Genomic DNA, 20,284 nt, shown 5'->3' on the forward strand with positions numbered 1-20,284 from the left:
CGGGAACGGGAAAGCGAGGGTCGACCACTCGTGTGCCGGGCCGGTCACACCTCGTACGGCGACGAGTTCCACTGGTCGACGAAGGTCTCCCGGGGTATCGGCTTGACCGGGTCGTCGTGCGGGTCGATCGGCTCGTCGGTGAGGCCGCCGTAGGCGTCCTCCAGCCGCCGCCACGAGTAGCGGTGCATCCCGCCCGCCGAAGGCAGCTCGATCTGCCGGATCGCGATCAGCTCGCCCTCGTGCTCCACGGTCTCGTAGAGCGCACGCGCGCCTTCGTCGACCCAGCCCTCCACGTCCACGAACTCGAAGTACGCGCGGGGCCGGTCCGACTCCTCCAGGGCGCGGTAGAAGGCGACGACGTCGTCCAGCCGGCTCGAGATCCCGATCATCGGACCGAACGGGTCGTGCCGTCCCACCCGACCAGCGCGCCGGGCAGCACCTCGGCCAGCTGCACCGGGTACACCGTCGCGTCGGTGGACGCCAGTTCCGCCACCGACCACCACCGGTGCCGGCGGATGGTCTGCTGCTCGATCTCGTTGAACCGCGAGGTGTCCACGTCGACTGCCTCCACCTTTCCGACGAAGAACCACTCGACCGCCGCGTAGTTCAAGCCGTCGAAGGCGAACACGGCGTGCCGCTTCCACACCGGACCGACCAGCTCGTCGTCGGAGACCTCCACACCGGTCTCCTCGAACAGCTCCCGCACCGCCGCGGTCCGGACGTCCTCCCCCGGCTCCACCCCACCGCCGACGGTGAACCAGAACAGCTCGTCCGGCCGGCTCGGGTCGAAGCCCTCGAACAACAGCACCCGGTCCTCGGCGTCCAGCAGCACGACCCGCGCCGACACGCGCTGGGTCAACGTGGACGCCTCGACGTCGCCGCCGGGTTCGGCGATCTCGAAGTAGGACGGCGTCGGCGCGGTGCCGGCGAGCCGCAACCACCGCACGGACCGCCGCCGTCGCAACGCCAACGTGTCGCGCACGGCGTCATTGTGCACCCGCCGGGCGAGCACCACCCGCTGCTCCGCGTCGGACAGCTCGGCCGCCAACGCGGGTTCCAGCACGGACCGGTCGAGCGCGTCCAGCAACGCCGAGAGCCGGTTCTCCGCCGCCTCGCGGTCCGGTCGCGCCGACCGCTCGGCCCGGTCCGCCGCGGCGCGCAGCTCGGTCTTGCCGCACACCGCCGCCACCGCTCGCGTCACCACGGCGCGGCGCGCCAGGGCGGCGTCCAGCGCCGCCCAGGCCGCGTCCGTGCGCACGTGCAGGCGGTCGAGACGGTTGGCCGTGCCCAGCGTCCACGGCCCGACCAGCACGGCCAGCGCCAGGAGCACCAGGAACGTCGTCGCGACGCCGGAACTGGTCACGCCTCACCCACCCGACGCGGGTCGGCCGCCATGGCGCTCTCGTAAACCCGCATCACCTGGTTGGCGACCACCGACCAGTCGAACGACATCACCCGCTGCCGCGCCGCGTCCACGTAGTCGGCCCGCCGCACGGGGTCGGTCAGCAGGTCGCGTAACGCCGCGGCCAGCGCGGACGAGTCGCCGACCGGGGTCAGCACGCCGGCCTTGCCGTCGTCGAGCACGCGCCGGAACGCGTCGAGGTCGCTGGCCAGCACCGCCGCGCCCGCCGACATCGCCTCGGTGAGGATGATCCCGAAGCTCTCGCCACCGGTGTTGGGCGCGCAGTAGACGTCCACGCTGCGCAGCGCGCGCGCTTTCGTCTCGTCGTCCACCATGCCGAGGAACACCATCCGCGACGCCAGCTCCGGCCCCGCCTGCTTGCGCAGATCGTCCTCGTCGCCGCGACCCACCACCAGCAGGCGCACGTCCGGCGCGTCGAGCTCGCGGAACGCTTCCAGCAGCACCGGCATGCCCTTGCGCGGCTCGGTGAACCGGCCGACGAACCCGACCGTGCCGCCGGGGCGGGGGTAGCCGTCCAACGGGGACGCGTCGGCGAAGAACCCGACGTCGACCCCGTTGGGGATCTCCACCGCGTCACCGCCCAGGTGCTCCACCTGCACCCGGCGGGCCAGCGCGGACACCGCGATCCGGGCGGTGATCTTCTCCAGGAACGGTTGCAGCACCGCCTGGAACGCCGACAGCATCTTCGACCGCGGCGTCGACGTGTGGAAGGTGGCCACGATCGGGCCGTCGGCCACCATCAGCGCCAGCATCGACAGCGACGGCGCGGTCGGCTCGTGCAGGTGCAGCACGTCGAAGTCGTGCTCGGCGATCCACCGCCGGACGCGGGTGAACGACACCGGTCCGAACGAGAGCCGCGCCACCGAACCGTTGTACGGGATGCCGACCGCGCGACCGGCCGACGTGACAAACTCCGGCACCGGCGTGTCGTCGTCGGCGGGCGCCAGCACCTCCACCTCGTGACCGAGGCCGCGCAGCGCGCGGGCCAGGTCGACCACGTGCGCCTGCACTCCCCCTGGCACCTCGAAGGAGTAGGGGCAGACGATGCCGACCTTCACGCGGACTCACCCCGGCGGGCGAGCACCCGGCGCAGCGCCTTCTGCCTGCTCTCCGGCAGGTCGGCCAGCCACAGCTGCTGCATCATGTGCCAGTCGGTGGGGTGCGCGGCGATGTCGGCGGCGAACACGTCGGCCATCTGCTGGGTCGCCGCCGGCACGCCCGCCGTGCCGGGCACCCGGATCGGCGGGTGCAGCCGGATGACCCAACCGTCCTCGGTGAACCACAGGCCGGCCGGGATCAGCGCGGCGCCGGTGGTCGCGGCCAGGTGCGCGGGACCGGCGGGCATCATGGTGCGCTCGCCGAAGAACGTCACGGGCACGCCGCCCGCGGTGAGGTCGCGGTCGGCGAGCAGGCAGACGACCTGGTTCGCGCGCAGCCGTTCGGCGAGCACGAGCGCCGGGTTGCGGTCGCCGCCGGTCAGCGGCACGACCTCGAAGCCGAGGCTCTCCCGGAACGCGATGAACCGTCGGTACAGCGACTCGGGCTTGAGCCGCTCGGCGACGGTGGTGAACGTGCCGCAGTGCCCGACCAGCCAGACGCCGGCCATGTCCCAGTTGCCGCAGTGCGGCAGCGCGATGACCGCGCCACGTCCCCCGGCCAGCGCCGCGTCCAGGTTCTCGACGCCGGTCATCGTCCGGTCGAGCTCGGCGTAGAGCTTCCCCTGGTCCATCGACGGCATCCGGAACGCCTCGCGCCAGTACCGCGCGTACGAGCGCACGGCCAGCCGCACCAGCTCGTCCAGCTCGGCCTCGCCCGCCTGCGGCACGACCCGGCGCAGGTTCGACCGCAACTGGCGCACGCCACCGCCGCCGCGCTTCGCGGCCCGGTCGGCGGCGGCGTCGGACAGCGCCCGCGCGGTCTTCTCCGGCAGCAGCCGCGCCAGGCGCCACCCGGCGGCGTAGCCCAGGTCGGCCAGGCCGCCCTTGATGTCCCGAGCGGTCACGTCCCGAGCTCCTTCGCGGCGCGGCTCACGGCCAGGATGCGCTGCACCACGGTGATCGTCACCAGCGCGGCCAGCAGGTACAGGGCCACCGGCAGGACGTACGGCACGCCGAGCCCGTGCAGGCCGATGCCGAGCAGCGCCACGATGAACCGCTCGGCGCGTTCGGCCACCCCGCCGTCGGCGGAGAGCCCGGACGCCTCGGCGCGCGCCTTCACGTACGACGTGACCTGCGCGCCGACCAGCGAGACCAGGGTCGCCGCGGCCAGGCCGTGCTCGTCCGCGCCGAACGCCCACCAGGCGATGGCGGCGAACAGCGCGCCGTCGGCGATCCGGTCGCAGCTCGCGTCCAGCACGGCGCCGAACCTCGTGCCGCCGCCCTGCGCGCGCGCCATCGCGCCGTCGATCAGGTCGAACAGCACGAACGCGGCGACCAGCACCGCGCCCGCGAAGAGCTGCCCGCGCGGGATGAACCACAGCGAGACGGCGACGGAGCCGACGGTGCCCAGCACCGTCACGGCGTTCGGGGTGAGGCCGCGGCGCAGCAGCCACGCACCGATCGGATCGGTGACGCGCGAAACCGACGCGCGGGCGAAGATGTTCAGCATGGGGTGGCGGGGCACCTACCGACGGGGACGAAGTGGTCACCGGCAGCCTAACCACCCAGCTCAGCCGAGCTTGCGGTGGTCCCTGGAGATCTGCTCCAGCAGGTCCTCCAACGCGTCGTCGCGCACCGCCAGCCGTTCGAGCCTGCCGAACAGCGCCAGGTACTCGCGCACGTCGTGCGGGTCGGTGATGGTCGCGTTGCCGGTCAGCACGCTCAACGTCACCACCCGCTCGTCGTACACCTGGAACCCGTGCAGGGCCACCATGTTCGCGTCCGCCGTCCACGGCACCACGCCGAGCTGCACGTTCGGTCTTCGGACGATCTGCACGAGGTGGTCGATCTGCTCGCACATCAGGTCCGCGGACCCCATCCGCCAGCGCAGCGCGCTCTCCGCGAGGAGGAACACGAACCGCTTGCCCAGGTCGTCCATCCGGGCACGACGGCTGCGCAGCGTGGCGATCGCGGTGTCCTGCTCGTGCGAGGGCATCGCGCTGTGCACGACCCGCAGGTAGTTCTCGCTCTGCAGCAGCGCGGGCACACCCGCGTTCTGGAAGAAGCGGCTGGTGGTGGCCCGGGCCTCGATCCGGGCCACGGTCTGCTGGTGGCGGTGGGCCCCCCGGTGCAGCACCACGCGGCGGGTCTCCGCCTCGGCGTGCAGCTGACGGGCCAACTCGACCAGTTCGACCCTGGTCTCCCTGGTCGCGGACAGTTCGGCGACCAGGCGCTCCACGTCGGTCACGGACGGGAGGAGCATGCCGTTCTCGATCTTCGACAGCTTGGACTGGCTCATCCCGGTAGCGCGCGCCGTGGCCGTGCCGGTCATCTTGGCCTCGGTGCGCAGCCTCCGCAACTCGCGCGAGAGCCGTTCTCGGGCCAGCCGCGAACGCTCAGGTGCGGTCATGCAACGCACCGTATCGACGCTCACCCCTCTTGACGATCGGCCAGGAAGGTGTCTGAGTGCCCGCCGGCCGTCGCCCCGGGTGATCTGGGACACGTCGGCGGCGGTTCGGGCGGGCGCACGTGCATCCGGCCGTGCAAGTGCGCCTGCAGCAGGTCCCGGGCCTGCGGGTGATCGTCGGGCGGTCCGCCGTCGGCGGCCGGGGGCCGGGTCAGAACTCCACCCGGAGCAGGACCAGGTCGTTCTGCACCAATCTGATCTCGACGCCGGTGATGTCGGACCGGGCCAGCTCGGTCGTCGCGGTCGGCCGGGTGGTCGAGCCGGGGCCCGCCGTCCAGGTCGCGACCCGCACCGAGGCGCCGTCGGCCACGACCACGTGCAGGGCGTAGGCGAACTCGGGCGGCGGCGGCCCGGCCGGCACGGCGTAGGCGCACAGCACGTCGATCCGGGTGCCCCACGGCTCGTCCACCAGCCGCACGCTGGCGGTCACGGGGCTGGGGACGGTCTGGCGCATCGCCACGTCGGGCGCGGACGTCGGCGTGGTGGTCGGCGCGGACGTCGCAACCGCGGTCGAGTCGGTGGGAGCGGCCGGTCGCACGACCACCGCGACCGCCGCCCCGGTGAACGCCGCCACGACCAGCGCGGCGGCCACCAGGACCCGGGCGCGCCACCGTCGCGACCGCTCGGCCGCCAGCAGGCCGGTGAGCACCGCCGGCGGCGGCTCGGCGGCGGCCACCTCGGGCTCCAGCAGGTCGAGCGCCCGGTCGCGGGGCACCACCGAGAGGATGCCGGGCACGCCCGCGAAGGACGCCACGTCACCCGAGCACTCCGGGCAGCCGGCCAGGTGGCCCTCGAACTCCCGCCGTTCGCCGGGCGACAGCGAACCCAGGACGTACGCGGCACCCCAGTCCCGGTACGGATCGACTGGCGAGCTCAACGTCCGGTGACCCCCTTCTCCTCCAACGCCACCCGCAGCGCCCGCAGACCGTAGTGCAGCCGGGACTTCACGGTGCCCTCCGGCAGGTCCAGCACGACGGCGAGCTCGGCGACCGACTGGCCCATGTAGTACGCACGCACGATCACCGCGCGGTGCTCCGGCGTCAACTGGGTGAGCACGTCGGCCACCAACCAGGCGTCCAACGCGGAGTCGCTGTGGTCGTTGCGCGCCCGTTCGGGCAGCCGTTCCGACCCGATCTCCCAGCGGGCGCGGGCGCTGCGGCGCTCGTCGATCACGACGTTGCGCGCCACCGTGTAGAGCCACGCCCGAGCCGCCGTCGCGCCCTGTTCGAGCACCTTGGGGTTGCGCCACGCCCGCAGCAGCGCCTCCTGCACCACGTCGCGGGACAGCTCGTCGTCCCCGGTCAGCCGCCGCACGTACCGCCACAGGGCGGGCGCGTGCTCGTCGTGGAGGGAGCGCAGCAGGGCGATGTGGGTGTCGTTGATCGCGCACCTCCTCGGCTAGTCGTGGAGCAGCGGTTCCCGGGTCCGGCCCGGAGAGGTCGGATCCGGAGAGGTAGGACTCCGGAAGGCCGGCCGGCGCTTGGCGAGGAAGGCCGCCGTGCCCTCGCGCATGTCGTCGGTGGTGAACGCCTCGCGGAACGCGTCGAGCTCGATCGCCAGCCCGGCGGCCACAGTCGTGCCGCGGGAGGCGTTCACCGCGGCCTTGGCCAGCGCCACCGCCGTGGCCGAGTTGCCCGCGATCCGGCCGAGCACCGCGCGCGCGGCGGCCAGCATCTCACCACGGTCGTCGAAGACCGCGTTGACGAGCCCGAGCCGGGCCGCCTCCGGCGCTTCGACGTGCCTGCCGGTGTAGATCAGCTCGCGGGCGACCGCGGGACCGACCAGGCGTTGCAGCCGGACGCAGCCGCCGAAGCCCGGGACGAGGCCGAGCACGACCTCCGGTTGGCCGAAGACCGCGCGTCGGGTCGCGTAGGCGAAGTCGCAGGCCAGCACCATCTCGCAGCCGCCGCCGAGCGCGTAACCGTCCACGCACGCGACGACCGGGCACGGCACCTCCTCCAGCAACCGGGTGACGCGTTGGCCGAGCACCCCGAACCGCGCGCCCTCGTCCGGCGTCATCGCGGCCATCTCGCGGATGTCCGCACCCGCGATGAACGCCGGGCCGGGCGCTCCGGTGAGGATGATCCCGCGCGGCGCGGGTCCGACGAGGACGCCGGACAGGAAGTCGTCGAGCTCGGCCAGGACCCGGCCGGACAGCGCGTTGCGCGCCGGCGGCCGGGACACGGTGACCGTCGTGACGCCGTCCTGGTGTTCGACGAGCAGGGTCGAGTAGTCCACGAAGTCTCCTCACGAGTCCCAGATGGCGCCGAACGCGGGCACGCCACGCGCTTCCAGCTCCTCCACCACGTGCCAGGTCGTCTTCTTGTTCGAGATGCAGATCACCGCTTCGGCGTCGAACTCCCGGTGCGCGCGCAGCGCCAGTTCCACCAGGTCGGGCTTGCCGTCGCGGACGGTGTCCCAGACCAGCGCGTCCGGCTGGACGGCCTCGATCTCGTCCACCAGCTCGTCGCCGTAGGTGTCCCGGGGCGTGCGGGTGGACCACACCAGGCGCGACGGCGTCTCCCGCGACAGCAGGTGGGGCAGGCACGGGCCGATGCCGCTGCCGGTGGCCACCCACACCACCCTGGTGAACAGCTTGTCGATGTTGCCGACGCCGGCGGTGGGCACGCCCTTGACCCACAGGTGCGCCGGCAGGTCGTCGATCAGCGAGCCGGTCCAGTCGCCCGCGCGCGAGATGGTGAGCCGGAAACCGGTCCGGCCGGGCGTCGGCACGTTGGCGAACGAGTGCCACTCCAACAGCGGGTGGCGGCTCACCGCGGTCGAGGAGCCGGCGAACGGCGTCACGCCGTGGTCGAACGACACCAGCGCCACGTGCCGCGACGGCCTGGCGATCCGCACCGGCACCCGCCGCAGCCGCGCCCACGGCAGCGCGACGCTCGCCACGATCAGCAGGAGCAGCCAGAACTGGGTCGAGCCGACGAAGTCGGGTTGCCGGGAGGAGTGCGCGGCGAACAGGGCGAGCACGGTCCAGCCGGCGAAGCGGTGCACGCGCTCGAACACGTCGTGCCGCCGTGCGCGCAGGCCGGGCAGGGCGAAGACCACCATCGCCACCATCAGTGCCAGGATCGCCCACGTCAGCGGGTCGGGCCGGAGCACGGCGAGCGCGGTGAACCACGCGGTGGCGCTGAGGGCCGCGCCGACGTGCAGGCCGCCGAAGTGGTAGACCTTGCCCAACGTCCAGCGGACCCGCAGCGGCCACGTCGTCGGCGCGCTCGTGGCGAGCCGGAACAGCAGGTTGATCACGTGCTGCTGGCGGATCAGCACGGCCAGGGCGACGTTCACGACGACCAGGTCCGCGAGCGCTCGCGCGTCGTCCACGCCGAACGCCGCGACCACGTTGGCCAGGACGACGGCGGCGGCGAGCCGGTTGTGGTGGGTGAACGGGCGCTTGCGGAGCCGGAGCCCCAGCGCCGACGGCGTGTCGGTGCGCGTGGTGGTCATGCGACCGTCACCAACGACGAGAGCGCGGTCCGGTCCACTTTGCCGCGCGCGGTCAGCGGCAGGTCGTCCACCGCGACGACGAGCGACGGCACGCAGTAGTAGGGCAGGGCGCCGGCCACCGCGTCGGTGGCCGCCCGGGGTTCGACGGTGGCGGGGCTGACGAACCCGATCAGCCTGCCGTCGTGCAGGACGGTCGTCGCGCGGGCGCAGCCGGGCGTCGTCTCCAGGGCGGAGGTGACCGCGTCCAGCTCGACCCGGAAGCCCCGGACCTTGACCTGGTCGTCGGTGCGGCCGTGGTGCTCCAACTCTCCGTCGGGCGTCCAGCGGCCCAGGTCGCGGGTGCGGAACATCAGGTTCTCGCCGCCGAGGAAGGGGTCGGGCCGGTAGCGCTGGGCGGTCAGCACGTCGTTGCCGAGGTAACCGGCCGTGACGCACGCGCCGCCCGCCCACATCTCGCCGACCTCGCCGATCCGGCACGGCCGCAGGTCCTGGTCGAGCACGTAGACCGTGCTGTTGGGCACGGGGCGGCCGATGGTCAGCCGGCCCGTCCGCGGGTCGTAGCGCTGCACGGTGTTGACGATCGTGACTTCCGTGGGACCGCAGGCGTTGTGGAACGCGGCGCGGGCGGACCAGGCGTCGGCGAGGGGTTTGGGGCAGCGCTCTCCGGCCACGGCGACCGCGCGCACGTCAGGACAGCTTTGCGGGTCCACTGTGGACAGCACGCCGGGTGTGGCGATGAGGACGGTGGCGGTCTTCGCCGTCGTGGCGATGTCCCGGCCGCGGATGACGGAGGTGGCGCCGTGGGCGAGCGCGCCGAAGATCTCCCACACCGCCATGTCGAACGCGATGTTGAGCAGTTGCGCGACCCGGTCGCCCGGTCCGATGCCCAGGTCGCCGGGCGCGGTGAGCAGGACGTTGCAGAGGTTCGCGTGGGTGACGCGGACGCCGTTGGGCACGCCGGTCGTGCCGGAGGTGAAGATGACGACGGCCGTGTCGCCGTGCCCCGCGCGTGGCGGGCCGACGCGGCGGTCCGGGATGGCGTCGAGGACGAGGACCTTCGGCGCGGCGAGGCCGCGGACGTGCCGGGCGTGCTCGCGGGTGGTCAGGACGACGTCGATGCCGGCGGTCCGGATGACGTGGTCGAGGTGGGGCGCCGGGGTGATCCGGACGTCCTGCGGCACGTACGCCGCGCCGACCTTCAGCACCGCCAGGATGCCGACGACGAGCTCGATCGAGCGCGTTAAGAAGACGCCGACGTGATCGCCGGGGCGCACGCCGGCGTCGAGGAGTTCGGCCGCCACGACGTTCGCGCGGTGGTCGAGCTCGCCGTACGTGACGCAGGCGCCCTCGTGCTCGACCGCCCGCGCGTGCGGCGACCGGGCCGCGTGGGACTCGAAGGCGTGGTGGATGCGGTGGAACGGCGGTGTCGCGGTCGGACCGCGGCCGAATCGCCGGAACAGGGAGCGATCGTCCGGGGGCAGTCCCAGCACCGCGTCGGGCTCGGTCATGGCCGTCACAGGGTGTGCACCTCTCGTCAGCCGGGCGTGGACACCCGGTCTGAACGAGACAGCCTCACCGTCCGTTCAAGCCGAACCCAAAAAAGTTGAACTTTCCCCGACCTCGCGTGTCGAACGCTCAGGCCCCGCGTGTCGAACGCTCAAGTCCCCTGAGTCGAACGCCCAAGTCCCGCGTGTCGACCACTCAGGACCTTCGAGTCGAACGCCGGGGACGCGGCAGTCGAACGGGCCGGGCGTCGGCGGCACCCGTCGGCGGCACCCAGTCGAGACGGGCTGCCACCGCTCGGGAGCCCGCCGACGAACCGGCGGGAGCCGTCCGCGCTGACCGCGGGTGAGTCGGACGTCCCCCGCACTGGTCCGTCCCGGTGAACCTGGTCCCGTCAGTCGGCGGTGGACCAGGCGTCGGACAGCAGCTGCCTGGTCTCGCCGAGCAGTTGCGGCAGGACCTTCGTGTGGCCGATGACCGGCATGAAGTTCGCGTCGCCGCCCCAGCGCGGCACCACGTGCTGGTGCAGGTGGGCCGCGATGCCCGCACCCGCCACCACGCCCTGGTTCATGCCGACGTTGAACCCGTGCGGCGAGGAGGCGGACCGGATCACCCGCATCGCCTTCTGGGTGAACGCGGCGAACTCCGCCGTCTCGGCCCCGGTCAGGTCCGTGTAGTCGGGCACGTGCCGGTACGGCAGCACCATCAGGTGGCCGGGGTTGTACGGGTACAGGTTGAGCACCGCGAACACCAGCTCGCCGCGCGCCAGGATCAGGCCCTCGGCGTCGTCCAGCCCGATCACCCGGCAGAACGGGCACCCCTCGGGCTCGTCGCCGACGGCCTTGCCCTCACCGCGCACGTACGAGAGGCGGTGCGGGGTCCACAACCGCTGCAACGCGTCGTCGACCCCGACCCCGTCCTGCTCCTCGTGCTGGTTCGTCACTGGACGAGTTCCGCCGTGGGCGAGGCGTTCTCGCGTCGCGCCACCCAGTCCACGACCGTCTCGACGGCGCGCTCGACCGGCACGCCGTTGATCTGCGTGCCGTCGCGGAACCGGAAGGACACCGCGCCCTGCTCCACGTCCTTGCCGCCCGCGAGCAGCATGAACGGCACCTTCTGCGTGGTGTGGTTGCGGATCTTCTTCTGCATCCGGTCGTCGGAGGCGTCCACCTCGACCCGGATGCCCTTCGCCTTGAGCTGCTTCGCCACCGCGAGCAGGTGGTCGACGTGCTCGTCCGCGATCGGGATGCCCACCACCTGCACGGGCGCCAACCAGGCCGGGAACGCGCCCGCGTAGTGCTCGGTCAGCACGCCGAAGAACCGCTCGACGGAGCCGAACAGCGCGCGGTGGATCATGACCGGGCGCTGCCGCGTGCCGTCCGGGCCGGTGTACTCCAGCTCGAACCGCTCGGGCAGGTTGAAGTCCACCTGGATGGTCGACATCTGCCAGGTGCGGCCCAGCGCGTCCTTCGCCTGCACGGAGATCTTCGGCCCGTAGAACGCCGCGCCGCCCGGGTCGGGCACCAGCTCCAGGCCGGAGTCCTCGGCCGCGACGCGCAACGCCTCGGTGGCCTTCTCCCAGACCTCGTCGGAGCCGACGGACTTCTCCGGGTTGCGGGTCGACAGCTCCAGGTAGAAGTCGTCGAGGCCGTAGTCGCGCAGCAGCCCGAGCACGAAGGACAGCAGCGACTTCAGCTCGTCCTGCACCTGGTCGGGGGTGCAGAAGATGTGCGCGTCGTCCTGCGTCATGCCGCGCACGCGGGTCAGGCCGTGGATCACGCCGGACTTCTCGTACCGGTACACGCCGCCGAACTCGAACATCCGCAGCGGCAGCTCGCGGTACGACCGCCCGCGCGACCTGAAGATCAGGTCGTGGAACGGGCAGTTCATCGGCTTCAGGTAGTAGTCCTGGCCGGGCTTGCGCAGCTTGCCGTCGTCGTCGTACTCGGCGTCGAGGTGCATCGCCGGGTACATGCCGTCCTTGTACCAGTCGAGGTGACCGGACGTCTCGAACAGGTTGCCCTTGGTGATGTGCGGCGAGTAGACGAACTCGTAGCCCTCTTCGGTGTGCCGGGCGCGCGAGTAGTCCTCCATGGCCTTGCGGATGATCCCGCCACGCGGGTGGAACACCGCCAGGCCCGAGCCGATCTCGTCCGGGAAGCTGAACAGGTCCAGCTCGACGCCCAGCTTGCGGTGGTCGCGCCGCTCGGCCTCGGCCAGCAGCTCCAGGTGCGCGTCCAGCGCCTCCTGCGACTCCCACGCCGTGCCGTAGATGCGCTGGAGCTGCGGGTTCTTCTCGTTGCCGCGCCAGTACGCGGCGGCGACGCGGGTCAGCTTGAACGCCGGGATGTGCTTGGTCGTCGGCACGTGCGGACCGCGGCACAGGTCGCCCCACACGCGTTCGCCGGAACGCGGGTCGAGGTTGTCGTAGATCGTCAGCTCGCCGCCGCCGACCTCCATCACCTCGGCCGTGTCCACGTCGCTCTTGATGTCGACCAGCTCCAGCTTGAACGGCTCGGCGGCCAGCTCGACCTTCGCCGCGTCGACCGACTCGACCACGCGGCGGGTGAACCGCTGCGCGCCCTTGATGATCGACTTCATGCGCTTCTCCAGCGCCTGGAGGTCTTCGGGCGTGAACGGCTTGTCGACCCGGAAGTCGTAGTAGAAGCCGTCCTTGACCGGCGGGCCGATGCCCAGCTTGGCGTCGGGGAACTGCTGCTGGACGGCCTGCGCCAGCACGTGGGCGGCGGAGTGCCGGATGACGCTGCGGCCGGCCTCGGTGTCGGCGGCGACCGCCTCGACCTCGACGTCCACCTGAGGCGCCCACGACAGGTCGCGCAGGTGGCCCTCGGGGTCGCGCACGACCACGACGGCGTCCGGTCCCTTGCCCGGGAGCCCCGCTTCACGCACCGCCGTCCCCGCGGTGGTCCCCGCCGTCACCACCACGCGCGGTGGGGTCGGGACGGCTGCGGGACGTGGCTGGGACACGGTGACTCCTCGGTGTGGGTAGGTCCTGTGCCCGAGATGTTATCGGTGCGCGCCGAGTCCTTTTCCGGCGCACCGGCTCGGCCGGTCCGGTTTCCGCGGATCACCCGGTCGGGTGGGCGCTCAGCCGCGGTCCGGGGCGGGCCGCGCGTCGCCCGAGGTCACGGCACGTCCGGTGGCGCTCACAGCGGACCTACAGCCGACGATCAGGTTCCCCTCAGGTCGATCGCGCACGATGGCGGTCAACAGCACGGGAGAGCAGGAGTTCCGCCATGTCAGACCCGAACCAGCCACCACGCGCCAACCCCGACCCAGCGGCGGACCGGACTCCCACCACGCCGGCCGCCGACGCCACCACGCCCCTGTCCACCCCGACGCCGGGCCCCGCCGACCCGACTCCGGGCGGTACGCCCGCCACCGCCCCCGGCGGGCAAGCCGCCGCCCAGCCCACCCCAGACGAACCGGCCGCCGCGCACCAGGCACCCGGCGCACCGCACCCCGGCTCCTACCCGCCGCCTCCCGGCAAGGGCGCGGTGGTCGGCCGGGTCGTCAAGCACCGCGCGACCCAGCTGGTCGCCGTCGGGCTGCTCGGGCTCGTCCTGGGTGGCGGGATCGTGGCGTTGGCCGACCGCGACCACCGCCCCCGCTACGGCGTCGGCTCCGACCGGCCCGGTCACTCGCGGTTCGACGACCGCGGTGAACGCGGCGAGCGCGCCGAACGGGGAGGCCGCGACGACCGGGGCGACCGGGGCCCCGACCGGTTCCCGGGACGCGACTTCGAACGCTGACCCGGGGCACGGCTCAGGACAGGAAGCCGCGCAGCAGCAGGGCCGTGCCGTCCAGGTGCTCGGCCATCGCCCGCCGCGCGGCCTCCGGGTCGCCCGCCACGATGTGGGTCACGATCACCTCGTGCTGGTCGTTGGAGTGCGCCAGGTTCGGCGGCAGCAGCGGTATCCGGTCCAGCAGCGCGTTCACCCTGGTCCGGGCGTCGGCGACGGCCGCCGTGAGCGACGGCGAGCCGGTCGCCTCGGCGATCGCCAGGTGCAGCCGCGAGTCCTTCCGCCGGTAGGAGTCCACCGACGCGTCACGGCACTCGGCCAGCCGCGCCAGCAGGTTGCGCCGCTCCACCGGACCCAGCGCGCGACCCGCCGCGCACTCGGCCGCGCCCGTCTCCACCGCCGACCGCAACGTCAACGCGTCCGCCAGCTCACCGGCGTCGACCCGGCGGTCCGGCGCGGCCACCGGTAACGGCGAGTTCACGAACGTCCCGCCGTACCGACCGCGCCGCGACTCGACGTACCCGGCGTCCTGGAGTGATCGGATCGCCTCGCGCAACGTCACCCGGCTGACACCCAGCCGAGCCGCCAGGTCACGCTCCGCAGGCAGCCTCTCCCCCGGGCCGACCACACCGAGCCGGATCGCCTGCATGAGCCGCTCCACGGTCTCCTCGAACGCGTTGCCCGCCCGGACCGGGCGGAACAACGCGTCCTGCACGGGCATCACAGCGGTGTCACGTAGGCACCGGCGATCCCGCCGTCGACCAGGAAGTTCGACGCGGTGATGAACGACGAGTCGTCACTGGCCAGGAACGCCACCGCCGCGGCGATCTCCGCCGGCTCGGCGAACCGGCCCAGCGGCACGTGCACCAACCGCCGCGCGGCCCGCTCCGGGTCCTTCGCGAACAGCTCCCGCAGCAACGGCGTGTTCACCGGCCCGGGTGACAGGGCGTTCACCCGCACCCCCTGCCGGGCGAACTGCACGCCCAGCTCGCGGCTCATCGCCAGCACCCCGCCCTTGGACGCCGTGTACGAGATCTGGGACGTCGCCGCGCCCATCGTCGCCACGAACGACGCGGTGTTGATCACCGAGCCCCGGCCCTGCGACAACATGTGCGGGATCGCGTGCTTGCAGCACAGGTACACGGACGTCAGGTTGACCTTCTGCACCCGGTCCCACGCCTCGATGCCCGTGGTCAGGATCGAATCGTCGTCCGGCGGGGAGATCCCCGCGTTGTTGAACGCGACGTCCAGCGACCCGTACGCGTCCACCGCGGTCCGGTACAGCTCCGACACCTGCTCCTCGTCGGTCACGTCGACCTGGACGAACAGCCCGCCCACCTCGTCGGCCGCCGCCTTGCCGGATTCCGCGTCGACGTCCGCGACGACGACCCGGGCCCCCTCCGACGCCAACCGCCGCACCGAGGCCAGGCCGATGCCGCTGCCACCGCCGGTGACCACGGCAACCCGGCCCTCAAGTCGCACAACCATGTCTCTCCCAATCAGTGAGCGATGAAGACGTTCTTGGTCTCGGTGAACGAGTCGGGGGCGTCCGGCCCCAGCTCACGTCCCAGCCCGGACTGCTTGAACCCGCCGAACGGGGTCCAGTACCGCACCGACGAGTGCGAGTTGACCGACAGGTTCCCCGCCTCGACGGCACGCGACACGCGCAGCGCCCGGCCCACGTCCCGCGTCCAGATCGACCCGGACAGGCCGAAGGCGCTGTCGTTGGCCAACCGCACCGCGTCCTCCTCGTCGGTGAACGGCAGCACGGCCACCACCGGCCCGAAGATCTCCTCCACGGCCGCGCGGTCACCGGGCACGACGGGGGCCAGGACCGTCGGCGGGAACCAGAACCCCGCGCCCGACGGAGCCGAGCCGCGGAACGCCACCGGCGCGTCGGACGGCACGTAGGACGCGACCTTCTCCCGGTGCGCGGCCGAGATCAACGGCCCCATCTCGGTGGCCTCGTCGCCGGGCGCGCCGACCACCACGCCCTTGACCGCGGGCTCCAGCAACTCCATGAACCGGTCGTAGACCGACGCCTGCACCAGGATCCGGGACCGCGCGCAGCAGTCCTGGCCCGCGTTGTCGAACACCCCGTACGGCGCGGTGGCCGCGGCGCGCTCCAGGTCCGCGTCGGCGAACACGACGTTGGCCGACTTGCCGCCCAGCTCCAGCGTGACCCGCTTGACCTGGTCCGCGCAGCCCGCCATGACCTGCTTGCCGACCCGCGTCGACCCCGTGAACACGACCTTGCGGACGTCGGGGTGCGTGACGAACCGCTGCCCCACCACCGGACCCTCGCCCGGCAGCACCTGGAACACGTCCGGCGGCAGGCCGGCCTCCAGCGCCAGCGAGGCCAACCGCAGGGCCGTCAACGGCGTCAGCTCCGCCGGCTTGAGCACCACCGCGTTGCCCGCCGCCAACGCGGGCGCGAAGCCCCACGCGGCGATCGGCATCGGGAAGTTCCACGGCACGATCACGCCGACCACGCCAACCGGCTCGTGGAAGGTCACGTTCAGCCCGCCGGGCACCGGGATCTGCTTGCCGAACAACCGTTCCGGCGCGGCCGAGTAGTAGTGCAGCACGTCGCGGACGTTCCCGGCCTCCCACCGCGCGTTGCCGATGGTGTGCCCGGCGTTGAGCACCTCCAGCGCCGCCAGCTCCTCCACCGCGCCGTCGACCGCCTCGGCGAACCGCCGCAGCAGCCGGGCCCGGTCACCCGGCGCGACCGCGCGCCACGCGGGCAGCGCCGCCGACGCGCGGGCGATCGCCGCGTCGGTCTCCTCCAGCGTCGTCAGCGGCACCGAGCGGACCACCTCCTCGGTGGCCGGGTTGATGACGTCGAACGTGGTCACTGCTCACCCCTGTCCCGAACTACCCGGTCTTGAACCGCCCGGTCCCGAACCGCCCGGTCCCGGCTCGCGCCGACGAGGGCGGCGAACAAGCGGTCGTCCTCGGTGTCGGCCTCCGGGTGCGACTGCACGCCGAGCACGAACCTCGCGCCCGTCAGCTCCACCGCCTCCACCGTGCCGTCCGGCGCGACCGCGACCACGCGCAGGCCGTCGCCGAGGACGTCCAACGCCTGGTGGTGGTGGCAGAACACGGTGGTGGCGAGGCCGACGATGCCGGCGAGCGCCGAACCGGGCGCGACCGCGATCCCGGTGTGCTCGTACACGGCGGGCGACGGGTTGTGGCCGTCGACGTGCTGGACCAGCGTGCCGCCCAGCGCCACGTTGAGCACCTGCATGCCGCGGCACACCGCGAGCAGGGGCAGGTCCAGCTTCAACGCCGCGCGGGTCAGGTTCAGCTCGACCGCGTCGCGCTCGGGTCGCGCCGGTCCGGTGCGCGGGTCGCGTGGCCGCCCGTACAACGCCGGGTCGACGTCCGCGCCGCCCGCCAGCACCAGGCCGTCGAGGAAGGAGGCGCTGTCGGCGTCCCACGTGCCGACCGGCGGCAGCAGCACCGGGTTGCCGCCCGCGCGCACCACCGAGTCGAGGTAGTCGCGGTGCAGCACCGCCGACTCCACGTCCCAGACGCCGAACTTCGCGCGTTCCAGGTACGTCGTGACGCCGATCAAGGGTCGTGCCCTAGAGCCGTTCGAAACCACGGATCCGCTCCCAGTCCGTCACCGACGAGTCGAACGCGGCCAGCTCCACCCGGGCCGCGTTGAGGTAGTGCTCCACCACGTCCGCGCCGAACGCCTCGCGCGCGAGCTCGCTCTTGGCCAGCAGGGACGCGGCGTCGCGCAACGTGGCCGGCACGGTCGGCTTGTCGGAGGTGTAGGCGTTGCCGATGAACTCCTCCTCCAGCGGCAACTCGTTCTCCACGCCGTGCAGACCGGCCGCGATCAGCGCGGCGACGGCCAGGTACGGGTTCACGTCCGCGCCGGGCACCCGGTTCTCGAACCGCAGCGACTGGCCGTGCCCGACCACGCGCAACGCGCACGTCCGGTTGTCCTTGCCCCACGCCACCGCGGTCGGCGCGAAGCTGCCCTGCGCGTACCGCTTGTAGGAGTTGATGTTCGGGGCCAGGAAGCAGGTCAGCTCGCGCAGGGCGGCCAGCTGCCCCGCCAGGAAGTGCTCCATGAGCCCGGACATGCCCCGCCCCTCGGCGAACACCGGCTCGCCGTCGGCGGAGCGCAGGCTCAGGTGGATGTGGCAGGAGCTGCCCTCGCGCTCGTTGTACTTCGCCATGAACGTCAGCGCCTTGCCCTGCTGCGCCGCGATCTCCTTGGCGCCGGTCTTGTAGACGCTGTGGTTGTCGCAGGTCGCCAGCGCCTCGGTGTAGCGGAACGCGATCTCGTGCTGGCCGGGGTTGCACTCGCCCTTGGCCGACTCGACCACCATGCCCGCGCCCGCCATGTGGTTGCGGATGGCGCGCAGCAGCGGCTCGACGCGCGCGGTGCCCAGCAGCGAGTAGTCCACGTTGTACTGGTTGGCCGGGGTGAGGCCGCGGTAGCCGCGGTCCCAGGCGTCCTCGTAGGTGTTGTCGAAGACGATGAACTCCAGCTCCGTGCCGACGAACGCGCGCAGCCCGCGCTCGGCGAGCCGGTCGAGCTGCCGCTTGAGGATCTGGCGAGGCGAGGCCACGACCGGCGCGCCGTCCTCCCAGACGAGGTCGCACATCACCAGCGCGGTGCCCTCGTGCCACGGCACGCGGCGCAGCGTGGACAGGTCGGGCCTCATCACGAAGTCGCCGTAGCCGCTGTCCCACGACGACATGGCGTAGCCGCCGACGGTGTTCATCTCCACGTCGACCGCCAGCAGGTAGTTGCAACCCTCGGCGGCGTGCGCCAGGACCTCGTCCACGAAGTAGCGGGCGGCGCAGCGCTTGCCCTGGAGGCGGCCCTGCATGTCGACCGCGGCCACCAGCACCGTGTCGATCTCCCCGGCGTCCACGAGCACGCGCAACTCCTCCACGGCGAGCATCCGCATTACCTCCAAAGGTATGTCAGCGAGCCATTGGACGCCTCATCTTGACACCTTCGAGTGAAGGCCGCCACACCCCCTCCCGCCGACTCTCCGGCCGGACGGCTGTTGACACGATCCGGTGACGCGCGCCACTCTCCCTGCAAAGGAGCGCGACTGACCCATTAGGGAGCGCAGATGGCCAAACGCGTCGAGTACGAGAAGGTGGGCAGCGACTACCTGGAGCACCGGCAGCTCAAGCGGGGCGCCGCGGGCTGGGTGCTGCTGGCGGGCCTGGGGGTCTCGTACGTCATCTCCGGTGACTTCGCCGGGTGGAACTTCGGGCTCGCCCAGGGCGGCTGGGGCGGTCTGCTGGTCGCGACGGTCCTGATGGGCGCCATGTACACGTGCATGGTGTTCGGCCTGGCGGAGCTGGCCGCCGCGCTGCCCGTGGCCGGCGCCGGGTACGGCTTCGCGCGACGGGCGCTGGGACCGCTGGGCGGTTTCGCGACGGGCATCGCGATCCTGGTCGAGTACGCCATCGCGCCCGCCGCGATCGTCGTGTTCATCGGCGACTACGTGCAGGCGCTCGGGCTGTTCGGGCTCACCAGCTCGTGGCCGGTGTACCTGGTCTGCTACGCGATCTTCGTCGGCGTGCACCTGGTCGGCGTCGGCGAGGCGTTGCGGGTGATGTTCGTGATCACCGGTGTCGCGGTGGTCGCGCTGATCGCGTTCGTGGTCGGGATGGTCCCGCGGTTCGACTCCGCCAAGCTGTTCGACATCGGGGACGGGAGCTTCCTGCCGTTCGGCGTCACGGGCGCGCTGGGCGCGCTGGTGTACGCGATCTGGTTCTTCCTCGCGGTCGAGGGCGTGCCGTTGGCGGCCGAGGAGGCGCGCGACCCGAAGAGGGACATGCCGCGCGGCATCATCGGCGCGATGCTGGCCCTGCTGGTGTTCGCGGCGGCGATCCTCGTGCTCGCGCCGGGCGGTGCGGGTTCGGCGGCGTTGATGTCGTCGGGCAACCCGCTGCCCGAGGCGGTGCGCGCGGCCTACGGCGGCGACAACGCGCTCGCGCAGGTCGTGAACTACGTGGGCCTGGCCGGGCTCGTGGCGTCGTTCTTCTCGATCATCTTCGCGTACTCGCGGCAGCTGTTCGCGCTGTCCCGGGCGGGCTACCTGCCGCGCTGGCTGTCGAAGACCGGCAAGCGCAAGACGCCGTACCTGGCGCTGATCGTGCCCGGCACCATCGGGTTCGCGCTCGCGGCGGTCCTGAAGAGCGGCGCGACGCTGATCAACGTCGCGGTGTTCGGCGCGGCGCTGTCGTACGTGCTGATGATGGTGTCGCACATCGTGCTGCGGGTGCGCGAGCCGGGGTTGGCGCGGCCCTATCGGACGCCGGGCGGCGTCGTCACCACCGGGGTGGCGCTGGTGCTCGCGGTGGCGGCGGTCGTGGCGACGTTCTTCGTGGACGAGCTGGCCGCCGGGATCACCGCCGGCATCGTCGTGGTGGCGCTGGCGTACTTCTGGCTCTACAGCAGGCACCACCTGGTGGCCGCCGCGCCGGAGGAGGAGTTCGCCGCCATCGCGCAGGCGGAGGGGGAGTTGAAGGACTGACCGGCGGGCCGGGTGGCGGCTCGCACCGCCACCCGGTCACCAGT

At 72.4% G+C, this 20,284-nt stretch carries 20 protein-coding genes; 2 read left to right on the forward strand and 18 right to left on the reverse strand.

Going from position 1 to position 20,284, the window contains the following annotated elements; genetic code table 11:
- Positions 1-44: 44 nt before the first annotated feature.
- The 13 genes from ACQPYE_RS24285 to thrS form a co-directional block, all read right to left on the reverse strand.
- Entirely contained in the window at positions 45-389 is a 345-nt protein-coding gene (locus tag ACQPYE_RS24285) for a hypothetical protein (RefSeq protein WP_498714687.1), read from the reverse strand.
- A complete protein-coding gene (locus tag ACQPYE_RS24290; protein ID WP_498714688.1) occupies positions 386-1,363 on the reverse strand; it encodes an NUDIX hydrolase in 978 nt (325 codons plus the stop codon). Before ACQPYE_RS24290 ends, ACQPYE_RS24285 begins: the two co-directional genes overlap by 4 nt.
- Positions 1,360-2,481 (reverse strand): glycosyltransferase family 4 protein, encoded by a 1,122-nt coding sequence (locus ACQPYE_RS24295; RefSeq protein ID WP_498714689.1) that lies wholly within the window; start codon positions 2,479-2,481, stop codon positions 1,360-1,362. Before ACQPYE_RS24295 ends, ACQPYE_RS24290 begins: the two co-directional genes overlap by 4 nt.
- Complete coding sequence (locus tag ACQPYE_RS24300; protein WP_498722975.1) at positions 2,478-3,410, reverse strand: phosphatidylinositol mannoside acyltransferase; 933 nt, start codon at positions 3,408-3,410, stop codon at positions 2,478-2,480. Before ACQPYE_RS24300 ends, ACQPYE_RS24295 begins: the two co-directional genes overlap by 4 nt.
- An 11-nt stretch (positions 3,411-3,421) precedes the next feature.
- Positions 3,422-4,030: a phosphatidylinositol phosphate synthase gene (pgsA, locus tag ACQPYE_RS24305; protein WP_498714690.1), complete on the reverse strand. Its 609-nt coding sequence runs from the start codon at positions 4,028-4,030 to the stop codon at positions 3,422-3,424.
- Positions 4,031-4,090: 60 nt separating this feature from the next.
- Positions 4,091-4,930 (reverse strand): helix-turn-helix domain-containing protein, encoded by an 840-nt coding sequence (locus tag ACQPYE_RS24310; RefSeq protein WP_498714691.1) that lies wholly within the window; start codon positions 4,928-4,930, stop codon positions 4,091-4,093.
- 208 nt (positions 4,931-5,138) lie between these two features.
- Positions 5,139-5,864 carry a zf-HC2 domain-containing protein gene (locus ACQPYE_RS24315; protein WP_498714692.1) on the reverse strand — a complete coding sequence of 242 codons (726 nt, stop codon included), beginning with the start codon at positions 5,862-5,864 and terminating at the stop codon, positions 5,139-5,141.
- Positions 5,861-6,370 carry a sigma-70 family RNA polymerase sigma factor gene (locus ACQPYE_RS24320; protein WP_498722976.1) on the reverse strand — a complete coding sequence of 170 codons (510 nt, stop codon included), beginning with the start codon at positions 6,368-6,370 and terminating at the stop codon, positions 5,861-5,863. Before ACQPYE_RS24320 ends, ACQPYE_RS24315 begins: the two co-directional genes overlap by 4 nt.
- A 15-nt stretch (positions 6,371-6,385) precedes the next feature.
- Entirely contained in the window at positions 6,386-7,225 is an 840-nt protein-coding gene (locus tag ACQPYE_RS24325) for an enoyl-CoA hydratase/isomerase family protein (RefSeq protein WP_498714693.1), read from the reverse strand.
- Positions 7,226-7,234: 9 nt separating this feature from the next.
- On the reverse strand, positions 7,235-8,449 hold the full coding sequence (locus ACQPYE_RS24330) for a ferredoxin reductase domain-containing protein (RefSeq protein ID WP_498714694.1): 1,215 nt from the start codon (positions 8,447-8,449) through the stop codon (positions 7,235-7,237).
- Entirely contained in the window at positions 8,446-9,957 is a 1,512-nt protein-coding gene (locus ACQPYE_RS24335) for an amino acid adenylation domain-containing protein (RefSeq protein WP_498714695.1), read from the reverse strand. The genes ACQPYE_RS24330 and ACQPYE_RS24335 overlap by 4 nt, the downstream gene beginning before the upstream one ends.
- 389 nt (positions 9,958-10,346) lie before the next feature.
- A complete protein-coding gene (locus tag ACQPYE_RS24340) occupies positions 10,347-10,895 on the reverse strand; it encodes an HIT family protein (protein WP_498714696.1) in 549 nt (182 codons plus the stop codon).
- Positions 10,892-12,940, reverse strand: coding sequence for a threonine--tRNA ligase (gene thrS, locus ACQPYE_RS24345; protein WP_498714697.1), 2,049 nt, complete (start codon positions 12,938-12,940; stop codon positions 10,892-10,894). Before thrS ends, ACQPYE_RS24340 begins: the two co-directional genes overlap by 4 nt.
- A gap of 269 nt (positions 12,941-13,209) precedes the next feature.
- On the opposite strand from thrS, the gene ACQPYE_RS24350 reads away from it, so the two are divergent.
- Positions 13,210-13,725: a hypothetical protein gene (locus ACQPYE_RS24350; RefSeq protein WP_498714698.1), complete on the forward strand. Its 516-nt coding sequence runs from the start codon at positions 13,210-13,212 to the stop codon at positions 13,723-13,725.
- A 13-nt stretch (positions 13,726-13,738) separates the two neighbouring features.
- On the opposite strand, the gene ACQPYE_RS24355 is transcribed toward ACQPYE_RS24350, so the two are convergent.
- The 5 genes from ACQPYE_RS24355 to ACQPYE_RS24375 are packed head-to-tail and all read right to left on the reverse strand — an operon-like array spanning position 13,739 to position 18,647.
- Complete coding sequence (locus ACQPYE_RS24355) at positions 13,739-14,437, reverse strand: FadR/GntR family transcriptional regulator (RefSeq protein WP_498714699.1); 699 nt, start codon at positions 14,435-14,437, stop codon at positions 13,739-13,741.
- Positions 14,437-15,204, reverse strand: a complete 768-nt coding sequence (locus tag ACQPYE_RS24360) for a 3-oxoacyl-ACP reductase (protein WP_498714700.1) — start codon at positions 15,202-15,204, stop codon at positions 14,437-14,439. The genes ACQPYE_RS24355 and ACQPYE_RS24360 overlap by 1 nt, the downstream gene beginning before the upstream one ends.
- 11 nt (positions 15,205-15,215) lie before the next feature.
- The gene (locus ACQPYE_RS24365) at positions 15,216-16,574 is read right to left on the reverse strand and encodes an aldehyde dehydrogenase family protein (protein WP_498714701.1); all 1,359 of its coding nucleotides are present in this window, start codon (positions 16,572-16,574) and stop codon (positions 15,216-15,218) included.
- On the reverse strand, positions 16,571-17,326 hold the full coding sequence (locus ACQPYE_RS24370; protein ID WP_498714702.1) for a gamma-glutamyl-gamma-aminobutyrate hydrolase family protein: 756 nt from the start codon (positions 17,324-17,326) through the stop codon (positions 16,571-16,573). The genes ACQPYE_RS24365 and ACQPYE_RS24370 overlap by 4 nt, the downstream gene beginning before the upstream one ends.
- Entirely contained in the window at positions 17,307-18,647 is a 1,341-nt protein-coding gene (locus ACQPYE_RS24375; protein WP_498722977.1) for a glutamine synthetase family protein, read from the reverse strand. Before ACQPYE_RS24375 ends, ACQPYE_RS24370 begins: the two co-directional genes overlap by 20 nt.
- A 177-nt stretch (positions 18,648-18,824) precedes the next feature.
- Between ACQPYE_RS24375 and eat the strand changes: the two genes are divergently transcribed.
- The gene (eat, locus tag ACQPYE_RS24380; RefSeq protein WP_498714703.1) at positions 18,825-20,240 is read left to right on the forward strand and encodes an ethanolamine permease; all 1,416 of its coding nucleotides are present in this window, start codon (positions 18,825-18,827) and stop codon (positions 20,238-20,240) included.
- Positions 20,241-20,284 lie beyond the last annotated feature (44 nt).

This window comes from Actinosynnema sp. CA-299493, assembly GCF_050946825.1.
Lineage (GTDB): Bacteria > Actinomycetota > Actinomycetes > Mycobacteriales > Pseudonocardiaceae > Actinosynnema.